Raw genomic sequence first — 21,127 nt, forward strand, 5'->3', positions numbered from 1 at the left:
CGCTCCGGCGTTCGCCGGGGGCTCCGGCGTCCGTGCGGGAGCCGGTGCCCGCCCCTCGCGGGGTCAGGCGGAGAAGACCTCGTCGCGGGCCTGCTCCAGGGCGGCGTGCAGGGCGCCGCGCAGCACGGGGTTGCCCTCGACCTCGGTGACCGCGACGGTCGGGCGGGTCGGGCTGATGCGGCCCACGGCACGCTCTATCCGGGTCGCCAGCGGACGTCCACCGGCCCGGCCGAGCTGGCCCGACAGCACCACCAGGCCCGGGTCGAGCACGATGTTCACCGAGGTCACGCCGTAGGAGATCCGGTTGGCCAGCTCATCGAGGAACGGGCCGCCGCGGTCCTCGTCCGCGGCGGCGTCCTGGACGCACGCGACGGCGCTCGGCCCGGCGATGCCGTACTCGTGCGCCAGCGCGCGCACGGCGTCGGCGCCGACCAGTGACCCGTAGCCGCCGGCCAGGGCCGGCTTGCCCCAGGTGGTCGACTCGGTGAACCCCTCGTCCTCGGGTCCGCGGCGGGCCGCCGCCAGCGGGAGGGGCGCCCCCGGCACGGGCAGGTAGCCGATCTCCCCGGCGCCCCCGGACCGGCCGCGGTGCAGCCGGCCGCCGAGCATCACCGACAGGCCCATGCCGCGGTCGAACCACATGAGCGCGAAGTCCTCGGCGTCGCGGGCGGCGCCGTAGGCCCGCTCGGCCAGCGCCGCCAGGTTGACGTCGTTCTCGATCGTCACCGGCCGGCGCAGGTCGGTCTTGAGCGCGGCGAGCACGCCTTCATGCCAGGCCGGGAGGTCGAAGGAGAACTGGACGTCGCCGGAGCGCGGGTCGACGACGCCGGGGGTCCCGATGACGAAGGCGCTGAGCCTGGAGACCGCGACCTTGGCCGAGCGGCACGCCTTCACCACCGCGTTGTGCACCATTTTCACCGGATCGTCCGCGCCGTTAGGATCGACCGTGACCTGGGCGGCGATACAGCCCGTGATGTCGGCGACGCCGGCGGTGACCCCGTCCGGCCCCACCTCCAGGCCCGCGACGTAGGCACTCGACGGCACCACCCCGTAGAGCGCCGCGTTCGGGCCGCGGCCCCCCGCCTGCTCCCCGACGACCTCGACCAGCCCGCGCTCCTCGAGCCTGGACAGCAACTGGGAGGCGGTGACCTTCGACAACCCGGTGTGCTCGCCGATCTGGGCGCGGGTCAGCGGGCCCTGCCCGAGCAGCAGGTCCAGCGCCGACCGGTCGTTCAGCTCACGGAGCAGCCGCGGTGTTCCCGGGCGTCTGGCCATGATGCGCCCCCTCGATGTCTCAATCCGCTAACGAGCGGTTTTGTTTAGGAAAGTTTCTTGTTAGTTTACCCCCAGCGCCCCGGCCCCCACCCCGGGACGGGGGGCGCACGCAGAGCGCCGACTGGCGAGCAGGGCGCCCGCGGCCGGTGCGAGGAGGAGCCGGGCATGGCTGGACCCTAAAGGGTGCGGCCCGGCTCCGACCGCACCGCGGCCGGACGGCCACGCGAGGCGATGCCGGAAAGGATCCCCCAGTGAAGTACATCAAGATTGCGGCCGCGACGGCCGCGATCGCCCTGGCCGCCACGGCCTGCGGCGGCGGCGACGATGACGGCGACGCGGGCTCGGGCAAGGACCCCGCGCAGCTCAAGGTGTGGATGATGGGCGACGGGACCCCGGAGCAGACCAAGTTCCTGGACGGCGTCGAGACCGAGTTCAAGCAGAAGCACCCGGGCACCGACGTCCAGATCAAGTACGTGCCGTGGCCGCAGGTCGCCACCACCTTCCAGAAGGCCGCCGCCGGCGGCGAGGGCCCGGACGTGACCGAGATCGGCAACACCGACGTGCAGTCGCACGTCGAGCAGGGCAGCCTCGCCGACATCAGCGACCTGATCTCCGGATGGGCCGACGCCAAGACCCTCAACAAGGCGGCGCTGCAGAACGACCAGTCGGGCGGCAAGACCTACGCGATGCCCTGGTACGGCGGCGTCCGCGGCGTCTGGTATCGGACCGACTGGTTCCAGGACGCCGGCATCCAGCAGCCGAAGACGTGGGCCGACCTGTCCGCCGCGGCCAAGAAGCTCCAGGACGCCAAGAAGATCCCCGGGATCGGCGCGCCCAGCGACCAGACCAACGCGCTCCTCAGCTTCATCTGGGGCAACGGCGGCGAGGTGGCCTCCAAGGACGGCGGCACGTGGGCGGGCAAGCTCGACCAGCCGCAGGCCGTCGAGGCCGTGAACTTCTACACCGGCCTGGTCACCAAGGAGAAGGTCGCCCCGCAGAAGTACATCGGCAAGAACGAGCTGGAGGGCCCGCAGCGCGACTTCGCGCTCGGCAAGCTCGGGATGTACATCGACGGGAGCTGGGCGCTGAAGGAGATGAAGAAGATCTCCGCGAAGGACGCCGACAAGTGGGCGGTGTTCCCGATCCCGGCCAAGACCGGCGGCAACGCGCCGGTGATGGCGGGCGGCTCGGACGTGGCGGTCTGGAAGGACACCAAGGCCAAGAGCGCCGCGTTCGACTACATGACGGTGCTGAACAACGCCAAGAACGCCAAGGCGTGGGCCGACTACAGCGGCTTCTCGTCGATGCGCGGGGACGTGAAGTTCAGCGACCCCAAGCTGGAGATCTTCACCGAGATCGCCGGCAGCACCAAGTTCCCGCCGATCACCGCGGGCTGGGCCGAGTTCGAGCAGGCCAAGAAGGTGCTGCCGAACACGGTCAAGGCGATCATGCAGGGCAAGGCGGCCGACGGCGAGCTGAAGAAGGCCAACGAGCAGGCCAACACGCTGCTCAACCCGTGACCGCGCGGTCCGCGCCGCCCCGTACCCGCTGATCGGACTGGAGTCCATGCTCGACACCGCTCCCGCGGCGCGGAAGGCGCCGGGCCGGAGATCCTCCGGCCCGGCGCGTCCCCGCCGCCGCCCCCGCATGGGGCCGTACCTGCTGATCGCGCCGACCGTCGTCGTCATCGCCGTGCTGATGTTCTGGCCGGTGATCCAGATCGGCGTCATGGCGTTCCAGAAGGTCGGCAACCGCCAGCTTCGCGGCGAGCCCGCCGAGCAGGTGGGCACCGAGAACTTCGCCACGATCTTCAAGGACCCGTTCTTCTGGCAGACCCTGCGGCACACCGTGCTGTTCGCGCTCGTGGCGGTCTCGCTCACCCTCGTCGTCGGCACCCTGATCGGCCTGCTGCTCAACAAGCTCGGCCGGCGGATGTCCGGCTTCGTCGCCAGCGGCGTGATGGTGGCCTGGGCCACCCCGCCGGTCACCGCGGCGATCATCTTCTCCTGGCTGTTCGGCACCACCGGCGGCGTGGTCGACTGGCTGCTCGCACTGCTGCCCGACTGGCTCGTCGGCGGCGGCTGGGACGACTACAACTGGTTCGCCACGCCGCTGTCGGCCTACACGGTGCTGACGGTCTGCGTGGTCTGGCAGGCGTGCCCGTTCGTCGCGGTGTCGGTGCTGGCCGGGCTCAAGAGCATGCCGAGCGAGCTGTACGAGGCCGCGCGGGTGGACGGCTCGGGGCCCTGGCGCACGTTCTGGAGCATCACCGTGCCGATCCTCAAGCCGATCTTCCTGGTGCTGGTGGTCATGTCGATCATCTGGGACTTCAAGGTCTTCACCCAGCTGTTCGTGATGGCCGGGCTGGCCAACCGCGACTCGTTCAACCTGTCGCTGTACGCCTACTCCGAGGCGTTCGGATCGCTCAATCCCAAGCTCGGCATGGGTTCGGCGATCGCGATGGTGCTGACGGTGGTGCTGCTCATCGTCACGGCCCTGTACGTGCGGGTCATGGTGCGTCAGGGGGAGACCCGATGAGATCGCGCAGGCTCCGCAAGATCACCCTGAACGGGACCGGCGTCCTGGTCTTCCTGGCCTCGATCTTCCCGGTCTTCTGGATGGCCTCGACCGCGTTCAAGCCCAACAACGAGATCTTCAGCAGCACGCCCAAGCCGCTGCCCGCGCACCCGACCCTGGAGCACTTCGACCTGGTGCTCAACGGCGGCATCGCGGAGGTGTCGTTCTGGGCCTACTTCCGCAACAGCGCGATCCTGGCGATCGTCACCGTGCTGGTGTCGGGCCTGATGGCGCTGCTCGCGGCGACGGCGGTGGCACGGTTCCGGTTCCGGTTCCGCACCACCTTTCTGATCATGCTGCTGGTGGTGCAGATGGTGCCGTGCGAGGCGCTGGTCATCCCGCTGTTCCTGGACCTGAAGCGGCTGGAGCTGCTCGACAGCCTGCCCGGCCTGGCGATCGTCTACATCGGGTTCGCGGCGCCGTTCGCGATCTGGATGCTGCGCGGCTTCGTGGCCGCGGTCCCGAAGGAACTGGAGGAGGCGGCGGCGATCGACGGCGCCGGCCCGATCCGGACGTTCTTCACGGTGCTGCTGCCGCTGGTCGCGCCCGGCCTGGTCGCCACCAGCATCTTCTCCTTCATCACCGCGTGGAACGAGTTCATCTTCGCCTTCACCTTCCTGGACGACCAGGACAAGTACACCTTGCCGATCATGCTGCAGTTCTTCTTCGGACGCAGCGGCAACGCATGGGGGCCCATCATGGCGGCGTCGACGCTGCTGACCATTCCCGTCATCGTCTTCTTCCTGCTCGTCCAGCGCCGCATGGTGTCGGGCCTCACCGCCGGGGCGGTGAAGGGATGACCGGCGGCGAGATCTCCCGGCTGGCGCGCGGCACGCTGCTCCCCGGCTTCTCCGGCTCCACCGTCCCCCGCTGGCTCCGCGACGAGCTGGAGCAGGGCCTCGGCGGCGTCACGGTGTTCGCGCTGAACGGCAACGTGCCGAGCCCCGAGGGGCTGGCCGGGCTCACCGCCGAGATGCGCAAGTCCGGCGACCCGTTCGTCACCATCGACGAGGAGGGCGGCGACGTCACCCGCCTCGGCGGGCACCTGACCGGCAGCCCCTATCCGGGCAACGCCGCGCTCGGCGCGGTGGACGACCCGGAGCTGACCCGCCGCGTCTACCGCTCGCTCGGCGCCGAGCTGGCCGAGGTCGGGGTGAACCTCAACTTCGCCCCGTCGGTGGACGTCAACACCGCCGCCGACAACCCGGTGATCGGCACCCGCTCGTTCGGGCCGGACGCCGCGCTGGTGGCCCGGCACGCGGCGGCGGCCGTGGCCGGCACCCAGGAGGCGGGCGTGGCGGCGTGCGCCAAGCACTTCCCCGGGCACGGCGCCACCGTCGAGGACTCCCACCTCGGCGTCCCGATCGTCGACGCCGACCTGGCGCTGCTGGACCGGCGCGAGCTGGTCCCGTTCCGGGCGGCGATCGAGGCCGGCACCCGGGCGGTGATGACCGGGCACCTCAACCTGCCCCAGATCACCCACGGGGTGCCGGCCACCCTCTCCCCCGAGGCGATCACCGGGCTGCTCCGCGAGCGGCTAGGCCACCAGGGGGTGATCGTCACCGACGCGCTGGACATGCGCGGCGCGAGCGGGGCGATCGGGATCCCCGAGGCGTCGGTGCGCGCCCTGATCGCCGGGGCCGACCTGCTGTGCCTCGGCCCGCACGAGCACGCCGACACCGTCCGCGCGACGTTCGCGGCGATCGACGAGGCCGTGCGCACCGGCCGGCTCGCCCCGGAACGGCTGGCGGACGCCGCCGAGCGGACCCGGCGGCTCAAGGAGTGGCTCGCCGGGCACGGCGCCGCCAGGGTCGACCGCGCCGCCGGCCTGGACGCGGCGCGGCGCGCGCTGCGGGTGTCGGGGGCCCTGCCCGGCTGGGACGGGTCGCCCCTGGTCGTCGGGCTGGCCTCGACCGGCAACATCGCCGTCGGCCCGACCCCTTGGGGCCTGGCCCCCTGGGCGTCCGACGCCGTGCACGCCGCGGGGACGGTGGAGGAGGCGCCCGGTCTGCTGGAGCGTGCCAAGGGCCGGGGGCTGGTCATCGTGCTCCGCGACGCGCACCGGCACTCGGGCCAGCGGGCCCTGACGACGGCCCTGCTGACCGCCCGTCCGGACGCCGTCGTGGTGGAGATGGGGCTGCCCGTGTGGCGGCCCGAAGCCGCCGTCCACCTCGCGACGTACGGCGCCGCGCAGGCCAACGCCCAGGCTGCGGCGGAACTGCTCGGCCTGGCCGGGCCCGGCGGCGCGGGGGCCTGACGGGCCGGCGGCCACGGCGGCGGCCCGGAGGTTCTCGGGCCGCCGCCGTGGCGGGTTTCCGGTCATGGGGCACCCCTAAAGCCCGACCAGTCCGATCGGCAAGGGATAATAGGCGCATGCGATTGTCCGCCCGGGTCGACTACGCGCTGCGTGCCTCCGCGGAGCTGGCGGTGGCCGGAAGTCATCCGGTCACCGCGGTCCAGCTCGCCGAGGCCCAGCAGATCCCGCCCAAGTTCCTGGAGAACATCCTCGGCCAGCTGCGTCGCTCCGGGATCATCCGCAGCCAGCGCGGCCCGGAGGGGGGTTACTGGCTCGCCAAGCCGGCCGAGCAGATCTCCATGGCCGACATCATCCGCGCGATCGACGGCCCGCTGCTCGGCGTGCGGGGCGAACGGCCCGAGCATGTCGGGTACGAAGGCCCCGCGCGCTCGCTCCAGGAGGTCTGGATCGCGCTGCGCGCCAGCGAGCGCGCGATCCTCGAGCGGGTGAGCCTCGCGCACATCGCCGCGGGCGAGCTGCCCGAGCCGGTCCGCAAGCTCACCGAGGACCCCGCCGCCTGGGAAAGCCCCTCCTTCATCTGACATGCCCGAGGGCGATGTCGTCTGGCTGGCCGCCCGGCGCCTGCACGAGGCGCTCGCCGGGCGGCCCCTGACGCGTTCGGACTTCCGCGTACCGCGGCTCGCCGCCACCGACCTGCGCGGCCGGACGGTCCGCGAGGCGGTGCCGCGCGGCAAGCACCTCCTGGTGCGGGTCGAGGGCGGGTTCACCGTGCACACGCACCTGCTCATGGAGGGCCGCTGGCAGATCCGCCGGGCCGGGCCGCCGCCGCGCGACCACCGCGTCCGGCTGATCCTCGCCAACGCCGAGTGGCAGGCGGTCGGCTACTCCCTCGGCGTGGTCGAGCTGCTGCGCACCGCCGACGAGGCCGCGGCGGTCGGGCATCTCGGCCCCGACCTGCTCGACCCCGGCTGGGGGCCCGCCCTCGCCGCCGAGGCCGTGCGGAGGCTGGGCGAGCGGCCCGGCCGCGCGGTCGGCGAGGCCCTGCTCGACCAGTCCGGGCTGGCGGGCATCGGCAACGTCTACAAGGCCGAGATCCTCTTCCTGCGCGGCGTCCACCCGTGGACGCCGGTGGGCGAGGTGAACGGCCTGCCCGACCTGGTCGAGCTGTCCCACCGGCTGCTGGACGCCAACAAGGAACGCCACGGGCACGTCACCACCGGCGACCTGCGGCGCGGCCACACGCACTGGGTGTACGGACGGGCCGGACGCCCCTGCCGCCGCTGCGGCACTCCGATCCAGCGGGCCGGGCAGCCCTCCGACGCGGGCGAGCGCGTCACCTACTGGTGCCCCCGCTGCCAGCCCGCCCCCTGATCAGGCCCGCCGCCCGGCACGACCACCGCCCGTCCGCGCAGCTCGCCCTTGTCGAGCCTGGCGTAGGCGTCCTGCACCCGGTCGAGCGGGAAGAGCTCGACCTCGTTGCGGACCACGCCGCGCTCGGCGAGCGCCACGACCTCCTGGACGTCGGCGATCGTCGAGCCCTGGAAGGTGAACACCTCACCGTCGCGCGGCAGCCCGCCGAACCAGGGCCGGTCGAACGTCCCGCCGGACGCGCCGACCAGCCCGTACGCCCCGCCCGGCCGCACCGCGGCGAGCCCGGCGCGAATCGTGGCGTCGGCGCCCGCGAAGTCGAGCACCGCGTCGGCGCCGCGCCCGCCGGTCAGCTCCCGGATCTCGGCCGCGGTGGTGTCGCCGGCCCCCTCGAGCGCCTCGTCGGCGCCGAGCTCGCGGGCGAACTCCAGCCGCGCGGGGACGGGGTCGACCGCGATCACGCGCGCGGCGGTGAGGGCGCGCAGGAACTGCACGGCGAACGCGCCGAGGCCGCCCGCCCCGATCACCACCGCGACGCCGTCCGGCAGGACGCGCGGCAGGACGCGCCGCACCGCGTGATAGGCCGTCGCGCCCGCGTCGGTCAGCGGGCCGGCCGTGCGCGGGTCGAGGGTGCGCAGCGGGACGAGGTCGCGGGCGCCATCGACCAGGACGTACTCGGCCAGCCCGCCGTCGCGCCCGTACCCGCGTCCCGCGAGACCGTTCGGGCATGAGCCGTCCTGCCCGCGCACGCAGTACCAGCACGTGCCGCACGACGCGGGCGAGACGAGCGCGACCGGGTCGCCGAGCGCGAGCGGCGGCGCGCCCGTGCCGGTGCCCGTGCCCGTACCGGTGCCGATGGCCGCGATGCGGCCCGCGGTCTCGTGGCCCAGCGTGAACGGCGCGTGCCAGCCGAGGGCCCCGCCGACCTCGGCCGGCATGCCCATCATCGTGAAGTCGGAGTGGCACAGCCCGCAGCCGGCGACCTCGACCAGGATCTGGCCCGGTCCCGGCTCGGGGTCGGGCACCTCCACCAGCCGCGGTGGCCGCTGCCACTCCTCGATCCGAAACGCGCGCATCGGCCCCGCCCCTCCGGCGCGGGCCCGCCCGCGCTCTCGACCGTCGTCCCGACGGGTCGAGTATCGCGCTCAGCCGGCGGCCGGCGCCAGGACCGCCCGACCGAGGCCGGCCAGCAGGCCGGCCAGCTCGGCGAACTCCGCGGGGGCCACCGAGTAGCAGATCTGGGTGCCGTGCCGGCGGGTGGTCACCAGCCCGGCCTCGCGGAGCACCTTGAGGTGCTGGCTGATCGTCGGCTGGCTCACCCCGAACACCGCGGTGAAGTCGCAGGCGCAGGTCTCCGGCTCGACGGCGAGCCGCTGCACGATGCCGAGCCGCACGGGGTGCCCCAGGGCCCGCAGCATCGCCACGTGCCGCGCGTCGCTCTCGATCATGTTGACACTCTATCGCCCTCTCTCTATATAGTCGAAATCCTAAATAGTGAATCCCCTATATAGGAGCGGCGATGCCCGAACCAGCCGAGGGTCCGACCACGGCACCGCCCGACTCCGCCGAGGCGGCCCCCACCGAGACGGTGCTGTCCCCCCGCCACCGGGCCCTGACCATCGGCCTCACCCTCTCGGTCACGGTGGTGGCGTTCCTGTGGCTGGGCGTCACCACGGTCCTGCCGAAGGTCGCGTCCGAGCTGGACGGCCTGTCCCTGTTCGGCTGGGCCTTCACCGGCTTCATGCTGGCCAACATGGTCGGGACCGTGCTGGCGGGCCGGCTGGCCGACAGGACCGGCGCCGTCCGCCCCTATCTGATCGCGTTCGCGGTGTTCACCGCTGGGTGCGCGGCCGCCGCGGTGGCGCCGAACTGGCCGGTCCTGCTCGCGGCGCGGGCCGCCCAGGGGTTCGGCGTGGGCGGGGTGCTCACGCTGGTCTACCTCAGCGTGGGGCGCGCCTACCCCGAGCGGCTGCGGGCCAAGATGCTCGCGCTGGTGGCCTCCTGCTGGACGCTCCCGGCGCTGATCGGGCCGGTGCTGCTCGGCCGGCTGGCCGACTCCACCGACTGGCGGATCGTGTTCGCCGTCTTCATCCCGGCGGTCCCGATCGCCGCCGTCCTGACCCTGCCCGGCCTGCGCGGCCTCGGCCCGAGCGGGGCGGGCGCGGACGGCGCGGACGGCGCGGACGGCGCGGACGGCGCGGACGGCGCGGACGGCGCGGACGGCGGCCCGTCCGGCGGGGGGCGGCTGTGGGCGACGCTCGCCCTCGCCATCGGCGTCGGCGCGCTGATGGCCGGACTCGACGCGCGCGAGCCGCTCTACCTCGTCCCGCTGGTGCTGGTGGGCCTGGCGATCACGATCCCGGTGCTGCGCCGCCTGCTCCCGCCGGGCACGCTGCGGCTCCGCCGCGGCCTGCCGAGCGCGGTGGCGGTGCGCGGCCTGGTGAGCGTCGCCTACTACGGCAGCGAGGCGTTCTTCCCCCTGACGATGACCACGGTGTACGGGCTGTCCAGCACCCAGGCGGGCCTCGCCCTCGCGGTCGGCGCCATCACCTGGGTGGGCGGCGCATGGCTCCAGGCCCGCTTCGACGAGCGCGGCGGCGACCGGGGACGGCGGATGCGGGTGATGGCCGGCTTCGTGCTGCTCGTCGCGGGCCTCGGCCTGCTCGTGGCGACCGTCGCGGTGCATCCGGCGCTGCCGGTGGCGCTGGCCGCGGTCGGCTGGGGCGTCGGCGGCCTCGGCATGGGCCTGGTCTACCCGTCGGTGACCACCCTCGCGCTCGGCCAGGCCAAGGCCGGCGAGGAGGGCGCGGCCAGCGCGGGCCTCCAGCTTTCGGAGACGCTCTCGGTGGCGCTGATGACCGGACTGAGCGGCGCCGTGCTCGCCTTCGGCGTCTCGGCCGGCTGGGAGGAGGCCACCTCGTTCGCCGCGGTGTTCGGCATCGCCGTCCTGGCCTCGCTCGCCGGCATCGGCACCGGGGCGCGGACCTTGGCCGCCAAGGCGGGCTGAACGCGCCAGGGCATCTGCCCGGGCGGTCGACGCCCGTCCGGGCAGATGCCCTGGCGCCCAGGTCCCCCGGACCCGGACGGGTCGCCGCCTTGCCGGGTCGCCGGATCCTGCGCCCGTACGCCGATCCTGCGACGGCTCGCCACCCAAGTCAATTCTCGGCTTTCCTTGATGAGACCCAAGCAATACCTTGGCCGGTATGACCTTGGACGATCTACGCGTGTTCGTCGCCGTCTGCGAGTCCGGCAACCTGAGCGCCGTGGCCCGCGACCTGTCCTGTAGCCAGTCGGCCGTCAGCCAGCACGTGAAGCGGCTCGAGCGCGAGACCGGGCTCCCCCTCCTCGAACGGCTCCCCCGGGGTGTCGCCCCGACCGGGGCGGGCCGGATCCTGCACCGCGCGGCGGCCGACGGCATCGCCGGGATCGGCACCGCGCTCCGCCGGCTGGACGACCTGCGCCGGGGCGTCGGCGGCACGGTCCGGATCGCCACCGGCGCCACCACCGTCCGGCACTTCATGGCCGGGGGCGTGGCCGGCTTCCGGACCCGCCATCCCGACGCCGCGCTCCAGTTCGAGACCGCCGGGTCCAGCCGCCGCTGCCTGGAGTCCGTCCGGGCGCACGACACCGATCTGGCCTGGGTCACGATCGGCCCGCCGTTCGACGGGGTGGAGCAGCGGCCCTCCTGCGAGCTGCCGTGGGTGCTCGCCGCGCGCACCGACGACCCCATCTCGCACCGCCCGTCGATCGCGCTGGAGGACCTCGCGGGCATCCGGCACATCGAGCTGCCCCCGCACTCCACCTCGCGCCTGCACCTGGAACGGCACCTGGACCTGCACGGCGTGCGGCTCGCGTCCAGCACCAGCGTCGCCGACTGGGACACCGCCCTGCTCCTGGCCGAGCTCGGCCTCGGCCACGCGATCCTGCCCGCCCTGCCGGGCTGGAATCTCGGCATGGGCGCGGTGGTGCGGCTGGTCCCGATCCCCGGCCTCCCGCCGCTCACCGCCGGCTGGGCGGCCCGCCAGTGGGACGCGCTCACGCCCCTGGCCAGGGAGTTCGCCGACACCGTCCTCGAGCATCTCACCGGGCGGCCCGGCCGACTCGCCGACCCCGCACGTTGAGTCCCCGGCGCCCCCCGCGCAGAGTGGGGGGATGACCACCGAGGCGCCCGGGGACCTGCGCGACCGCGTCGACCGGCTGGCGGACGCGCTCGCGCGGGCCGGGCGGCTGACCGACGAGCGGTGGCGCGCGGCGCTGCACGCGGTCCCCCGGCACCTGTTCGCGCCGCCGTCGGCCCTGGTGGTGCCGGACCGGCCGCGGTACGAGAGCTTCGCGATCGACCGAGACGCCGATCCGGACGCCTGGTGGGACGCGGTCTACTCCGACGCCGCGATCGCCGCGCAGGTGGACGACGGCGCGGCGGACGGGGCCGGCACCTGGACCAGCTCGTGCTCCTCGCCGAGCGTCGTGGTGATCTTCCTGCACGCGCTGCGCCCGCTCGACCACCACCGGGTACTGGAGATCGGCACCGGGACCGGCTGGACCGCCGGGCTGCTGGCCTGGCGGCTCGGCGCGCCGAACGTGACCTCGGTGGAGATCGACGGGGCGCTGAGCGCCCGCGCCGCCGCCAACCTGGAGGCCGCGGGCTTGTCGCCGCGGCTGCTGGCGGGCGACGGCGCGGACGGCGCCCCGGACGGCGCGCCGTACGACCGGGTGCACGTGACCTGCGGGGTCGAGCGCGTCCCCGACGCGTGGGCCGGGCAGTCCAGGCCGGGCGGGGTGCTGGTGTTCCCGTGGTCGCCCGGTTGGGGCATGGGGCACGTCGCGCGGCTCACCGTCACCGGTGACGCGACGGCCACCGGACGGCTGACCGGCGCGGCGGGGTTCATGATGCTGCGCTCGCAGCGCCGCCCGTCCGGCGTGCCCGGGCCGTCCGCGGACGCCGACGCCTCGACCACCCGCCTGGACCCGCGGGCGACGCTGAGCGACTCCGCCGGCGCCGAGGTCGCGATCGCGGCGCAGGTACCGGGGGTCCGGTCGCAGATCGCGACGGCGCCGGACGGCTCGTGCCGGATCTGGGCGATCGAGAACCAGGGCGCCGACCCCGCCTGGGCCGCGGCCGACTTCGTGCCGGGCGATGGTGACCACACCGTCCTCCAGTACGGGGCCCGGCGTCTGTGGGACGAGGTGGAGGCCGCCTACTTCGCCTGGGTGTCCTGGGGACGGCCGTGCCGCGAGCGCTTCGGCCTGACGGCGGGTCCGGCCGGCCAGGCGGTCTGGCTCGACCGTCCCGCCCAGATCGTCAGGCCGCCCTAGCCGGGCGCGCGCCGGGCGGCGGGATCAGGACGGGATCAGCGGGCTCGGGCGGGACCCGTCAGGTCTGCGCCTGGAACATCCAGTGCTGCTTCTCCAGGCCGGCGGTGAGGCCGATCAGCAGGTCCTGGGTGACCGGGTCGGGCTCGTCGGTCGCCGCGATCCGCTCGCGGAACCGGCCGATGATCTGCGCGAGGGTGTCGGTGACCGCTGCGACGACCTTGTCGTCGGCGAGGTAGCCCGCCTCGAGCTGCGGCAGCGCCGTGCGGTCGGCGACCGTGCGGGCGCGGCCGTCGGGGTTGACCCCGATCGCCACGGCGCGCTCGGCCACGTCGTCGGCGCCCTGCCGGGCCAGGTCGACCACCTCGTCGAGGTGCTCGTGCACCACCTTGAAGTTGCGCCCGGTCAGGTTCCAGTGCGCCTGCTTGGCCACCAGAGAGAGGTCGATCAGGTCGACGAGGGCGCCCTGGAGCGCCTCGCCCGTGGTCTTGCGCGCCGCCTCGGTGAGCGTGCTCTTGACCGCCGCCATCAGGGGCTCCTTCCGCGTCGTTCCGGTGTGACCGTTACAACGGAGAAGGATCCCCTCCTATGCCGACCTCACTCGTGAGCCCGCGCACACCCGCGGTCTCTTTTGGGTCAAATGAGAGTCTTCGGGTCAAATGAGCGTCAGGCCGCCACCATGTCGGGCCGGAGTTCGCCGGTGATCTCCTCGGGGGTGGCCGGAATGCTCTCGGTGGTGATGCGCTCATGCTCGGGTGGCGCGCCCGCCATGACGGGCTCGTGCTGAAGCTCGGCGAGCGCCAATGAGTCGGCGACCCCGCGCAGAACGTGCGACAGCGGCACTCCCAGGGCCTTGCAGATCGAGGCGAGCAACTCCGAAGACGCCTCTTTCTGACCCCGCTCTACCTCGGAGAGATAGCCGAGGGAAACCCGTGCCGCCGCGGACACTTCACGGAGGGTGCGTCCCTGGCGCAGCCGCAGCTGCCGCAGTACGTCACCGAGCAGCTGGCGAAGCAGGACCATCGTCTCGCTCCCTCCCTCAGTTCGGACCATCTGCCGGTTCCACCGTACCCGGCCGGGCGGTGGGCGCGGCAGACCGTTGATTTCGTGTTCGCTCGGAACGTAACGCTGTAATCAGCCCGTCTCTTCCCGAACGCCTCGACCCTCGCGCGCCGCGTCGTCCACGTCAAGACCCAGCAGAGTCCGTCTAAGCAGCTCAAGGGCGTGCACGACGGTCATTCTGCGGATCACCGGGCGGATCTCGGGCCCGGCCCCGGGCACGGGGAGTCGCGGCATGGTCACCGTCAGCAGACCTCCCGGTCCGGCCACACTGGCATAAACCGTCCCAACCGAATGCCCGTCCTGGGGCTCGGGACCCGCCACACCGGTCACCGCGAGCCCGTAGGCGGCCCCGAGACGGTCCCGCACGCCCTCGGCCATGGCGGCGGCCACCTCCGGGTGCACGGCGCCGTGCTCGGCCAGCAGGGCCTCGGGGACGCCCAGCAGCCGGTGCTTCAGCTCCGTCGCGTAGGCGACCACGCCGCCCGCGTAGGTCGCCGACGAGCCGGGCATGGCGGTCAGCTCGGCGCCGATGAGCCCGCCGGTCAGCGACTCGGCCACGGCGACCGTCGCCGACCGCTCGGCCAGCAGCCGGTGCACCACCCGGTCGAGGCCCTCGGCCCCCTCCCCGTAGACCGCGTCGCCGAGGGCCGCGTGCACGCCCGCCTCAGCGTCCGCGAGGAGGGTCCGGGCGTCCGGGCCGACGGCGGTGATCCGGATCCTCACCTCGGCCGGGTCGGGCAGGTAGGCCAGCTTGACGCCGGGCATCGCCTCCACCGGCGCCAGCCGGGTGGCGATCATCGACTCCCACAGCCGGGCGGTGCGCAGCGTGCGCCGCGCGACCTCCGGCCGGCCCGCGCGGGCGGCCAGCTCCGGCAGCACCACCTCGTCCATGATGGTCCGCATCTCGAACGGGACGCCGGGCAGCGCGTAGACCACCCCGCCGGGCAGCTCCACCCGCAGCCCCGGGGCGCTGCCCGCCGTATTGCGGAGCAGGCCCGCCCCCTCGGGGACCTCGGCCATCCGCAGGGCCATCGGCTCCAACTCCAGGCCGGACGCGGCGGCCCGCTCACGCAGCCGCCGCTCCAGCGCGGCGTCGCGGATCAGCGGTACCCCGGCCGCCTTGGCCAGCGCGTCGCGGGTGAGGTCGTCGTAGGTGGGCCCGAGCCCGCCGGTGGTGATCACGGCGTCGGCCCGCTCCAGCGCGGCCCCGGCGGCTTGGACGATCACGTCCGTCTCGTCGCCGACGACCACGCTGCGGGTCACCTCGACGCCGTGATCGGCCAGCCGCCGGCCCAGCCACGCCGCGTTCCCGTTGATCGTGTCGCCGAGCAGCAGCTCGTCGCCGACGGTGAGCAGTTCGACCCGCACCGCGCCCCCTCCATCCGAACCGCCAGGACGCCGCCGAATCTACCGCTCCCGCCCCGGGCGGGAGGGGTGCTCCTCGGGCGGCCGGCGCCGCTCAGGCCGCCGGACGGTCCCGGCGGGCGCCGCGCAGGCGCCATGCCTGGACGAGGTAGTCGACGCCGGTCACGATCGTGACGACGAGCGCGGCGGCCATCAGGGCCCAGCGGACCGGGTCGAGCGGGCCGGGCAGGATGAAGAAGCCGATCGCGAAGACCTGGAGCGCCGTCTTCAGCTTGCCGCCCTTGCTGGCCGGGATCACCCCGTGCCGGATCACCACCAGGCGCAGCAGCGTGATCCCGACCTCGCGGACCAGGATCACCGCGGTCACCCACCACCACAGCTCGCCGAGGACCGACAGGCTGATCAGCGCGCCGCCGGTCAGCGCCTTGTCGGCGATCGGGTCGGCGATCTTGCCGAAGTCGGTGACCAGCCCGCGGCTGCGGGCCAGATCACCGTCAATCTTGTCGGTGATCGAGGCGATCGCGAACACCACGAACGCGGCCAGCCGCATCGCGGTGCCGTCGAGGAACAGCAGCCACACGAACACCGGGACCAGCGCGATCCGGATCAGGGTGAGGGCGTTGGCGATGTTGTAGACGCTGGGCGGGGCGGGGTGCGGGGACGGATCGGGCGGACCGGCGGCGGAGTCGGGGGTGCCGGCGGTCATGACACGTCCGCAACCAGGTCCACGCCGTCGTTGCCGGTCACCCTCGCCGTAACGATGTCGCCCAGGGCGAGCCCCTCCCCGTGCACCGTGACGGTGCCGTCGACCTCCGGGGCCTGGTGCTCGGCGCGTCCCTCGAAGCCGCCGTCCTCGCCCTTCTCCTCCAGCAGGACGCGGACCTCGGTGCCGATCCGGTCCTCGGCGCGCTGGGCGGACAGCTCCTCGGCGAGCGCGGTCAGCTCCTCGACGCGGGCGGCGACATCGGCCGGGTCGACCTTGCCGTCCAGGTGGGCGGCCTCGGTACCGTCCTCGTCGGAGTAGCCGAAGACGCCGATCGCGTCGAGCCGGGCGTCGGTGAGGAACGCGGCGAGCTCGTCGAAGTCGGCCTCGGACTCGCCCGGGAACCCCACGATGAAGTTGGACCGCACGCCCGCCTCGGGTGCCTGGGCGCGGATCTGGTCGAGCAGCTGGAGGAACCGCTCGCGGTCGCCGAACCGCCGCATCGAGCGCAGCACCGGGCCGCTGGCGTGCTGGAACGACAGGTCGAAGTAGGGCGCGACGCCGGGCGTCGCGCAGATCGCCTCGATCAGGCCCGGCCGCGTCTCGGCGGGCTGGAGGTAGCTGACCCGCACCCGCTCGATGCCGTCGACGCCCGCGAGGCCGGGGAGCAGCTTCTCCAAGGCGCGCAGGTCGCCCAGGTCCTTGCCGTAGGAGGTGGAGTTCTCGCTGACCAGCACCAGCTCGCGGACGCCGTGCCCGGCGAGCCAGCGGGCCTCCTCCAGCACCTCCGCCGGGGGCCGCGACACGTAGGCGCCGCGGAACGCGGGGATGGCGCAGAAGGTGCACCGGCGGTCGCAGCCGGACGCCAGCTTCAGCGGGGCGACCGGGCCGCCGCCGAGCCGTCGCCGCAGCACCCGCGGGCCGCTCGCCGGCGACCTCCCCTCGGGGAGGTCGCCGTGGCCGGAAACCTCGCCGTGGCCGGGAATGGACACCTGCGGCGCCGACGCGGACCGCTCGGCCGGGCTGATCGGCAGCAGGGTGCGGCGGTCGCGCGGGACGTGCGGCCGGTGCTCGCGGCCCGCCATCACGTCGTCGAGGCGGTCGCCGATCGTGCCGTAGTCGTCGAAGCTGAGCACGGCGTCGGCCTCGGGCAGCGCCTCGGCCAGCTCGGCCCCGTACCGCTCGGCCATGCAGCCTGCGGCGACGACCTTGGCGCCCGAGTCGTGCGCGGCCAGCAGCGTGTCGATGGAGTCCTTCTTGGCCGCCTCGATGAAGCCGCAGGTGTTGACCACCACCACGTCGGCGCCCTCGGAGCTGGCCGTCAGGTCCCAGCCGGCGCCCTCGATGCGGGCGGCGAGCTCTTCGGAGTCGACCTCGTTGCGGGCGCATCCGAGCGTGACGAGGGAGACCTTGCGGCGTGCAGACATGCCCCTAAGGTAATGGTCCCGGCGTCCCGGACCGACCGTGGGCCACGCCTTCGCGGCGGGTTTCAGGCGGGTTCGGGCTGGTTCAGGCGGTCTCGGGGTCGCGCGGGGTGAAGCTCAGCCGCAGCACCCGGCCGCCCTTGCCGGGCGAACCGATGTCCTTGCCGTTGACGGTGACCTTCATGCCGCCGCCGCTGCCCATCAGGATGATGAGCTTCTTGCGGGCCTTCCACTTCCGGGCGTCGCCCCGGCGGATGGTGCCGCTGAACAACGTCCGGCCCTTGTCGCCGCGCACGTTGACCCAGGTGGCGCGCTTGGCCTTGAGGCGCACCTCGACGTTCTTGCGCGGCGCCTCGACCACCGGGTCGTTCTTCTTCGGCGCGGGCGCCACGGGGTTGGCGGCGCCCGCCGGGCCCGGGGTGCCGGCCACCTGCCGGGCGGTGCGCCGCTCGGGCCCGCCTCCACCGCCGAACACCTGGACGACCCCGTAGATGACCACCAGCGCGAACGCGAGGGCCATCGCCGCGCTCCAGTTCGGCGAGCGGCGCTCGCGGAACGCGACCGGATGCTCGGGCTCGAGCGCCGAGACGGGCTGCGGCGCGCCGCCGTGCGACTCGTCGAAGTCGCGGACCAGCGGCTCGGGGTCGATGCCGATCATCCGGGAGATGTTGCGGATGTGGCCGCGGGCGTAGAAGTTGCCGCCGCACACGGAGAAGTCGTCGTTCTCCATCCCGCGGATGACGGTCTCGCGGACCCTGGTCTGAAGGCTCACCTGGGTGACCGTGAGACCGGCCCGCCGTCGCTCTCTCGCCAAGGTCTCACCGATGCTCACGCCGAGCCTCCCTTGAGAGCGACCATGCCCAACCCCACACTCCAGCGACACCAGTCTAGAAACCGCAATGCCCGCTGAGCGACAGACAACACGTTCGAAACAGGGCAAGATTGCGCATCATTCCACCATGCCCGATCCGGTCCCGCTCCGCCACGGCGGCGCGGAACGCCCCAGGTCGACCGGTACGACCGGGCGCCGCCGCGGACCGTCCAGGGGGCTCAGGAGCCGCCGCGGAGCTCGGCCAGGACCCCCGGGAGGTCGTCGGGCTTGGCGAGCACGTCGCGCGCCTTGGAGCCCTCGCTCGGCCCGACGATGTCGCGGCTCTCCATCAGGTCCATCAGCCGGCCGGCCTTGGCGAACCCCACCCGCAGCTTGCGCTGGAGCATCGAGGTGGACCCGAACTGGGTGCTGACGACCAGCTCGATCGCCTGGACGAGCAGGTCCATGTCGTCGCCGATGTCGCCGTCGATCTCCTTCTTCGGACCGGCGACGTCGGTGACGTCCTCGCGGTAGGCCGCCTCCATCTGCCCCTTGCAGTGGCCGACGATCCCGCTGATCTCCTTCTCGGCGACGAACGCGTTCTGCAACCGCATCGGCTTGCTGGCGCCCATCGGCAGGAACAGGGCGTCACCCTGCCCGACCAGCTTCTCGGCGCCGGGCTGGTCGAGGATGACCCGGCTGTCGGCCAGCGAGGACGTCGCGAACGCCAGCCGGGACGGCACGTTGGCCTTGATCAGGCCGGTCACCACGTCGACGCTCGGGCGCTGGGTGGCCAGCACCAGGTGGATGCCGGCGGCGCGGGCGAGCTGGGTGATCCGCACCACCGAGTCCTCGACGTCGCGCGGCGCGACCATCATCAGGTCGGCGAGCTCGTCGACGATCACCAGCATGTACGGGTAGGGGGTGTAGACCCGCTCGCTGCCGGGGGGCGCGGTGAGCTTGCCCGCCTGCACCGCCTTGTTGAAGTCGTCGATGTGCCGGAACCCCGAGGCGGCCAGGTCGTCGTAGCGCCGGTCCATCTCGCCGACGACCCACTCCAGCGCCTCGGCGGCCTTCTTGGGATTGGTGATGATCGGGGTGATCAGGTGCGGGATGCCCTGGTACATGGTCAGCTCGACCCGCTTGGGGTCGACCAGGATCATCCGCACCTCGTCCGGGGTGGCCCGCATCAGCACCGAGGTGATCAGGCCGTTGATGCAGGTGGACTTGCCCGCGCCGGTCGCGCCGGCGATCAGGATGTGCGGCATCTTGGCCAGGTTGGCCACCACCGTGCGGCCCTCGACGTCCTTGCCCAGCCCGACGATCATCGGGTGGTGCTCGCTGGTCGCGGCGGGCGAGCGCAGCACGTCGCCGAGGCTGACGATGTCCTTGTCGACGTTGGGGATCTCCACCCCGATCGCGGACTTGCCGGGGATCGGGGAGATGATCCGCACGTCGGCGCTCTTGACCGCGTAGGCGATGTTCTTGGTCAGCGCGGTGACCTTCTCGACCTTGACCGCCGGGCCCAGCTCGATCTCGTACCGGGTGATGGTCGGACCCCGGGTGAACCCGGTGACCTGCGCGTCGATGTCGAACTGCTCCAGCACCGCGGTGAGCGCGTTGACCACCGTGTCGTTGCCCTTGGTGCGGGCCTTGGAGACGCTGCCGGGACGCAGCATCGCCGGGTCGGGCAGCTCGTAGATCTCGCCGGACGACGACAGCGGGAGCTGCTCGGTGCGGGCCGGCGCCGGGGTCGGGTCGGGCACCTCGTGCTCGAGGTCGGGCTCGGGCTCGGGCGGCGGCGGGAAGTCGTCCTCGTCCTCCAGCGCGGTGGCCTGCGGCGGGATCTCGGCGAACGGCTCGGGGTCGAAGAGGTCGTCGGCGAGGTCGCGCTGGGGCTTGGCGCGCTTCTTCGGCCCGTCCTTCAGCAGCGGGGTGTCGTACGGCTTGGAGTGCTCGCCGACCTCCAGCCCGTCCTCGTCGCGCGGCTCGTCGCCGCCCTTGCCCCCACCCTTGCCGCGGCCCTTGCGGCGCGGTTTGGGGGCGGCGCCGGCGGCGAGCGCGTCGGGACGGTCCGGACGGCCCTGCAACGTCGCCACGGCCCACAGGTCGGTCATCCGCTCGGGGACCTTGGCGATCGGCGTCGCGGTGACGACCAGCACGCCGAAGCCCGACAGCAGGAGCAGCAGCGGCACCGCCACCCAGCCGCTGAGCGCCGCGTCGAGCGGCGCGGCGACCAGCCAGCCGATGACGCCGCCCGCGTGCCGGACCCCGTCCATGTCCTTGGCCGGGGTGGGCAGGCCCGCGGCGACGTGCAGGATGCCGAGCACGCCGACGCCGAGGGCGGTGATGCCGATGACGACGCGTCCGGTGTCCTCGTGGTGCTCGGGATGGCGCAGCGTCCGCCAGGCCAGCAGCGCCAGCAGCACCGGGAGGGCCATGGCCACCATGCCGATGCCGCCGCGCACCACCTGCTCCAGCGCGATCGTGACCACCCCGTCGGGCCGCCACCAGGTGACCGAGGCCAGCACGATCGACGCGCCGAGCAGGGCGAGGCCGAGACCGTCGCGCTGGTGCTCGGCGTCGAGGCTGCGGGCGCCGTGCCCGTAGGCGCGGAAGACCGACCCGACGCCGACCGCCGCCAGGTGGTAGAGCTTGAAGATCAGCTTGAAGAAGCCGACGATGAGCTGCGGGATCGGATCCGGCTTCTGCGGGGGGCGGCCCCGGCCGCCCGAACCCCGGCCGCTCTTGCCGCCGCCCTTCGCCCCGCCGCTCGGGCGTTTGCGCGGGGCGGGCCCCGCCGGCTTGCGAGCCGCGCCGCCCCCGGTACGCGAGGATGTGGTCTTCGCTCCCCCGGACGCACGTGTGGCCATGGTTACGAGAGTAACCAAGGAGCAGCGGCGTGCCCCGGCACGGAACCGGCGTGTTGCCAGGCAGAGGGCGAACGACCGCAAGACCACGCGAATACGGCG

Annotated in this window: 19 protein-coding genes; 9 read left to right on the plus strand and 10 right to left on the minus strand. The window is 73.4% G+C overall.

All coding sequences use genetic code 11. The annotated features are described in order from the left end of the window. Positions 1–63: 63 nt before the first annotated feature. Entirely contained in the window at positions 64–1,275 is a 1,212-nt protein-coding gene (locus tag QP090_RS04645) for an ROK family transcriptional regulator (RefSeq protein WP_285937199.1), read from the minus strand. A gap of 251 nt (positions 1,276–1,526) precedes the next feature. On the opposite strand from QP090_RS04645, the gene QP090_RS04650 reads away from it, so the two are divergent. From QP090_RS04650 to QP090_RS04675, 6 genes are all read left to right on the plus strand, one after another. Next, on the plus strand, positions 1,527–2,795 hold the full coding sequence (locus QP090_RS04650; RefSeq protein WP_285937200.1) for an extracellular solute-binding protein: 1,269 nt from the start codon (positions 1,527–1,529) through the stop codon (positions 2,793–2,795). A gap of 46 nt (positions 2,796–2,841) precedes the next feature. Then, positions 2,842–3,813 (plus strand): carbohydrate ABC transporter permease, encoded by a 972-nt coding sequence (locus QP090_RS04655; protein ID WP_285937201.1) that lies wholly within the window; start codon positions 2,842–2,844, stop codon positions 3,811–3,813. Then, on the plus strand, positions 3,810–4,652 hold the full coding sequence (locus QP090_RS04660; protein WP_285937202.1) for a carbohydrate ABC transporter permease: 843 nt from the start codon (positions 3,810–3,812) through the stop codon (positions 4,650–4,652). The genes QP090_RS04655 and QP090_RS04660 overlap by 4 nt, the downstream gene beginning before the upstream one ends. Next, complete coding sequence (locus tag QP090_RS04665; protein WP_285937203.1) at positions 4,649–6,109, plus strand: glycoside hydrolase family 3 protein; 1,461 nt, start codon at positions 4,649–4,651, stop codon at positions 6,107–6,109. Before QP090_RS04660 ends, QP090_RS04665 begins: the two co-directional genes overlap by 4 nt. 116 nt (positions 6,110–6,225) lie before the next feature. Beyond that, positions 6,226–6,690, plus strand: coding sequence for an RrF2 family transcriptional regulator (locus QP090_RS04670; protein ID WP_285937204.1), 465 nt, complete (start codon positions 6,226–6,228; stop codon positions 6,688–6,690). A 1-nt stretch (position 6,691) separates the two neighbouring features. Then, positions 6,692–7,480: a DNA-formamidopyrimidine glycosylase family protein gene (locus tag QP090_RS04675; RefSeq protein WP_285937205.1), complete on the plus strand. Its 789-nt coding sequence runs from the start codon at positions 6,692–6,694 to the stop codon at positions 7,478–7,480. Here the strand turns inward: QP090_RS04675 and QP090_RS04680 are convergent. Together QP090_RS04680 and QP090_RS04685 are read right to left on the minus strand one after the other, a co-directional pair. Then, positions 7,447–8,553 (minus strand): NAD(P)-dependent alcohol dehydrogenase, encoded by a 1,107-nt coding sequence (locus tag QP090_RS04680; protein WP_285937206.1) that lies wholly within the window; start codon positions 8,551–8,553, stop codon positions 7,447–7,449. The genes QP090_RS04675 and QP090_RS04680 overlap by 34 nt on opposite strands. A 69-nt stretch (positions 8,554–8,622) precedes the next feature. After that, positions 8,623–8,925 (minus strand): ArsR/SmtB family transcription factor, encoded by a 303-nt coding sequence (locus QP090_RS04685; protein WP_285937207.1) that lies wholly within the window; start codon positions 8,923–8,925, stop codon positions 8,623–8,625. Between the two features lie 71 nt (positions 8,926–8,996). On the opposite strand from QP090_RS04685, the gene QP090_RS04690 reads away from it, so the two are divergent. The 3 genes from QP090_RS04690 (at position 8,997) to QP090_RS04700 (ending at position 12,793) form a co-directional block, all read left to right on the plus strand. Further along, complete coding sequence (locus QP090_RS04690; protein WP_285937208.1) at positions 8,997–10,484, plus strand: MFS transporter; 1,488 nt, start codon at positions 8,997–8,999, stop codon at positions 10,482–10,484. 196 nt (positions 10,485–10,680) lie between these two features. After that, positions 10,681–11,598, plus strand: a complete 918-nt coding sequence (locus tag QP090_RS04695; RefSeq protein WP_285937209.1) for a LysR family transcriptional regulator — start codon at positions 10,681–10,683, stop codon at positions 11,596–11,598. Between the two features lie 31 nt (positions 11,599–11,629). Then, the gene (locus QP090_RS04700) at positions 11,630–12,793 is read left to right on the plus strand and encodes a methyltransferase domain-containing protein (protein ID WP_285937210.1); all 1,164 of its coding nucleotides are present in this window, start codon (positions 11,630–11,632) and stop codon (positions 12,791–12,793) included. Positions 12,794–12,851: 58 nt separating this feature from the next. Here the strand turns inward: QP090_RS04700 and QP090_RS04705 are convergent, their stop codons facing one another. The 7 genes from QP090_RS04705 to QP090_RS04735 all read right to left on the minus strand — a co-directional run bounded on the left by QP090_RS04705 (position 12,852) and on the right by QP090_RS04735 (position 21,028). Beyond that, positions 12,852–13,319, minus strand: a complete 468-nt coding sequence (locus tag QP090_RS04705; protein WP_285937211.1) for a Dps family protein — start codon at positions 13,317–13,319, stop codon at positions 12,852–12,854. Between the two features lie 137 nt (positions 13,320–13,456). Then, entirely contained in the window at positions 13,457–13,813 is a 357-nt protein-coding gene (locus QP090_RS04710; RefSeq protein WP_285937212.1) for a helix-turn-helix domain-containing protein, read from the minus strand. Between the two features lie 111 nt (positions 13,814–13,924). Continuing rightward, on the minus strand, positions 13,925–15,220 hold the full coding sequence (locus QP090_RS04715) for a CinA family nicotinamide mononucleotide deamidase-related protein (RefSeq protein ID WP_285937213.1): 1,296 nt from the start codon (positions 15,218–15,220) through the stop codon (positions 13,925–13,927). 91 nt (positions 15,221–15,311) lie between these two features. Next, positions 15,312–15,923 carry a CDP-diacylglycerol--glycerol-3-phosphate 3-phosphatidyltransferase gene (gene pgsA, locus QP090_RS04720; protein WP_285937214.1) on the minus strand — a complete coding sequence of 204 codons (612 nt, stop codon included), beginning with the start codon at positions 15,921–15,923 and terminating at the stop codon, positions 15,312–15,314. Beyond that, complete coding sequence (gene rimO / locus QP090_RS04725) at positions 15,920–17,347, minus strand: 30S ribosomal protein S12 methylthiotransferase RimO (RefSeq protein WP_285937215.1); 1,428 nt, start codon at positions 17,345–17,347, stop codon at positions 15,920–15,922. The genes pgsA and rimO overlap by 4 nt, the downstream gene beginning before the upstream one ends. A gap of 82 nt (positions 17,348–17,429) precedes the next feature. Then, the gene (locus tag QP090_RS04730) at positions 17,430–18,227 is read right to left on the minus strand and encodes a helix-turn-helix domain-containing protein (RefSeq protein ID WP_349666472.1); all 798 of its coding nucleotides are present in this window, start codon (positions 18,225–18,227) and stop codon (positions 17,430–17,432) included. A gap of 167 nt (positions 18,228–18,394) precedes the next feature. Further along, positions 18,395–21,028, minus strand: a complete 2,634-nt coding sequence (locus QP090_RS04735; RefSeq protein WP_285937218.1) for a DNA translocase FtsK — start codon at positions 21,026–21,028, stop codon at positions 18,395–18,397. Positions 21,029–21,127: the final 99 nt, after the last annotated feature.

This window comes from Actinomadura xylanilytica (assembly GCF_030283145.1).
Classification (GTDB): Bacteria; Actinomycetota; Actinomycetes; order Streptosporangiales; family Streptosporangiaceae; genus Spirillospora; species Spirillospora xylanilytica.

What these genes read in the sequence shown, in the direction of transcription:
- QP090_RS04670 (WP_285937204.1), top strand. Translation starts at nt 6,226, where the DNA reads ATGCGATTGTCCGCCCGGGTCGACTACGCGCTGCGTGCCTCCGCGGAG.
- QP090_RS04675 (WP_285937205.1), top strand. Translation starts at nt 6,692, where the DNA reads ATGCCCGAGGGCGATGTCGTCTGGCTGGCCGCCCGGCGCCTGCACGAG.
- rimO (WP_285937215.1), bottom strand. Translation starts at nt 17,347, where the DNA reads ATGTCTGCACGCCGCAAGGTCTCCCTCGTCACGCTCGGATGCGCCCGC.
- QP090_RS04645 (WP_285937199.1), bottom strand. Translation starts at nt 1,275, where the DNA reads ATGGCCAGACGCCCGGGAACACCGCGGCTGCTCCGTGAGCTGAACGAC.
- QP090_RS04695 (WP_285937209.1), top strand. Translation starts at nt 10,681, where the DNA reads ATGACCTTGGACGATCTACGCGTGTTCGTCGCCGTCTGCGAGTCCGGC.
- QP090_RS04710 (WP_285937212.1), bottom strand. Translation starts at nt 13,813, where the DNA reads ATGGTCCTGCTTCGCCAGCTGCTCGGTGACGTACTGCGGCAGCTGCGG.
- pgsA (WP_285937214.1), bottom strand. Translation starts at nt 15,923, where the DNA reads ATGACCGCCGGCACCCCCGACTCCGCCGCCGGTCCGCCCGATCCGTCC.
- QP090_RS04700 (WP_285937210.1), top strand. Translation starts at nt 11,630, where the DNA reads ATGACCACCGAGGCGCCCGGGGACCTGCGCGACCGCGTCGACCGGCTG.
- QP090_RS04665 (WP_285937203.1), top strand. Translation starts at nt 4,649, where the DNA reads ATGACCGGCGGCGAGATCTCCCGGCTGGCGCGCGGCACGCTGCTCCCC.
- QP090_RS04690 (WP_285937208.1), top strand. Translation starts at nt 8,997, where the DNA reads ATGCCCGAACCAGCCGAGGGTCCGACCACGGCACCGCCCGACTCCGCC.
- QP090_RS04705 (WP_285937211.1), bottom strand. Translation starts at nt 13,319, where the DNA reads ATGGCGGCGGTCAAGAGCACGCTCACCGAGGCGGCGCGCAAGACCACG.
- QP090_RS04680 (WP_285937206.1), bottom strand. Translation starts at nt 8,553, where the DNA reads ATGCGCGCGTTTCGGATCGAGGAGTGGCAGCGGCCACCGCGGCTGGTG.
- QP090_RS04655 (WP_285937201.1), top strand. Translation starts at nt 2,842, where the DNA reads ATGCTCGACACCGCTCCCGCGGCGCGGAAGGCGCCGGGCCGGAGATCC.
- QP090_RS04660 (WP_285937202.1), top strand. Translation starts at nt 3,810, where the DNA reads ATGAGATCGCGCAGGCTCCGCAAGATCACCCTGAACGGGACCGGCGTC.
- QP090_RS04735 (WP_285937218.1), bottom strand. Translation starts at nt 21,028, where the DNA reads ATGGCCACACGTGCGTCCGGGGGAGCGAAGACCACATCCTCGCGTACC.
- QP090_RS04685 (WP_285937207.1), bottom strand. Translation starts at nt 8,925, where the DNA reads ATGATCGAGAGCGACGCGCGGCACGTGGCGATGCTGCGGGCCCTGGGG.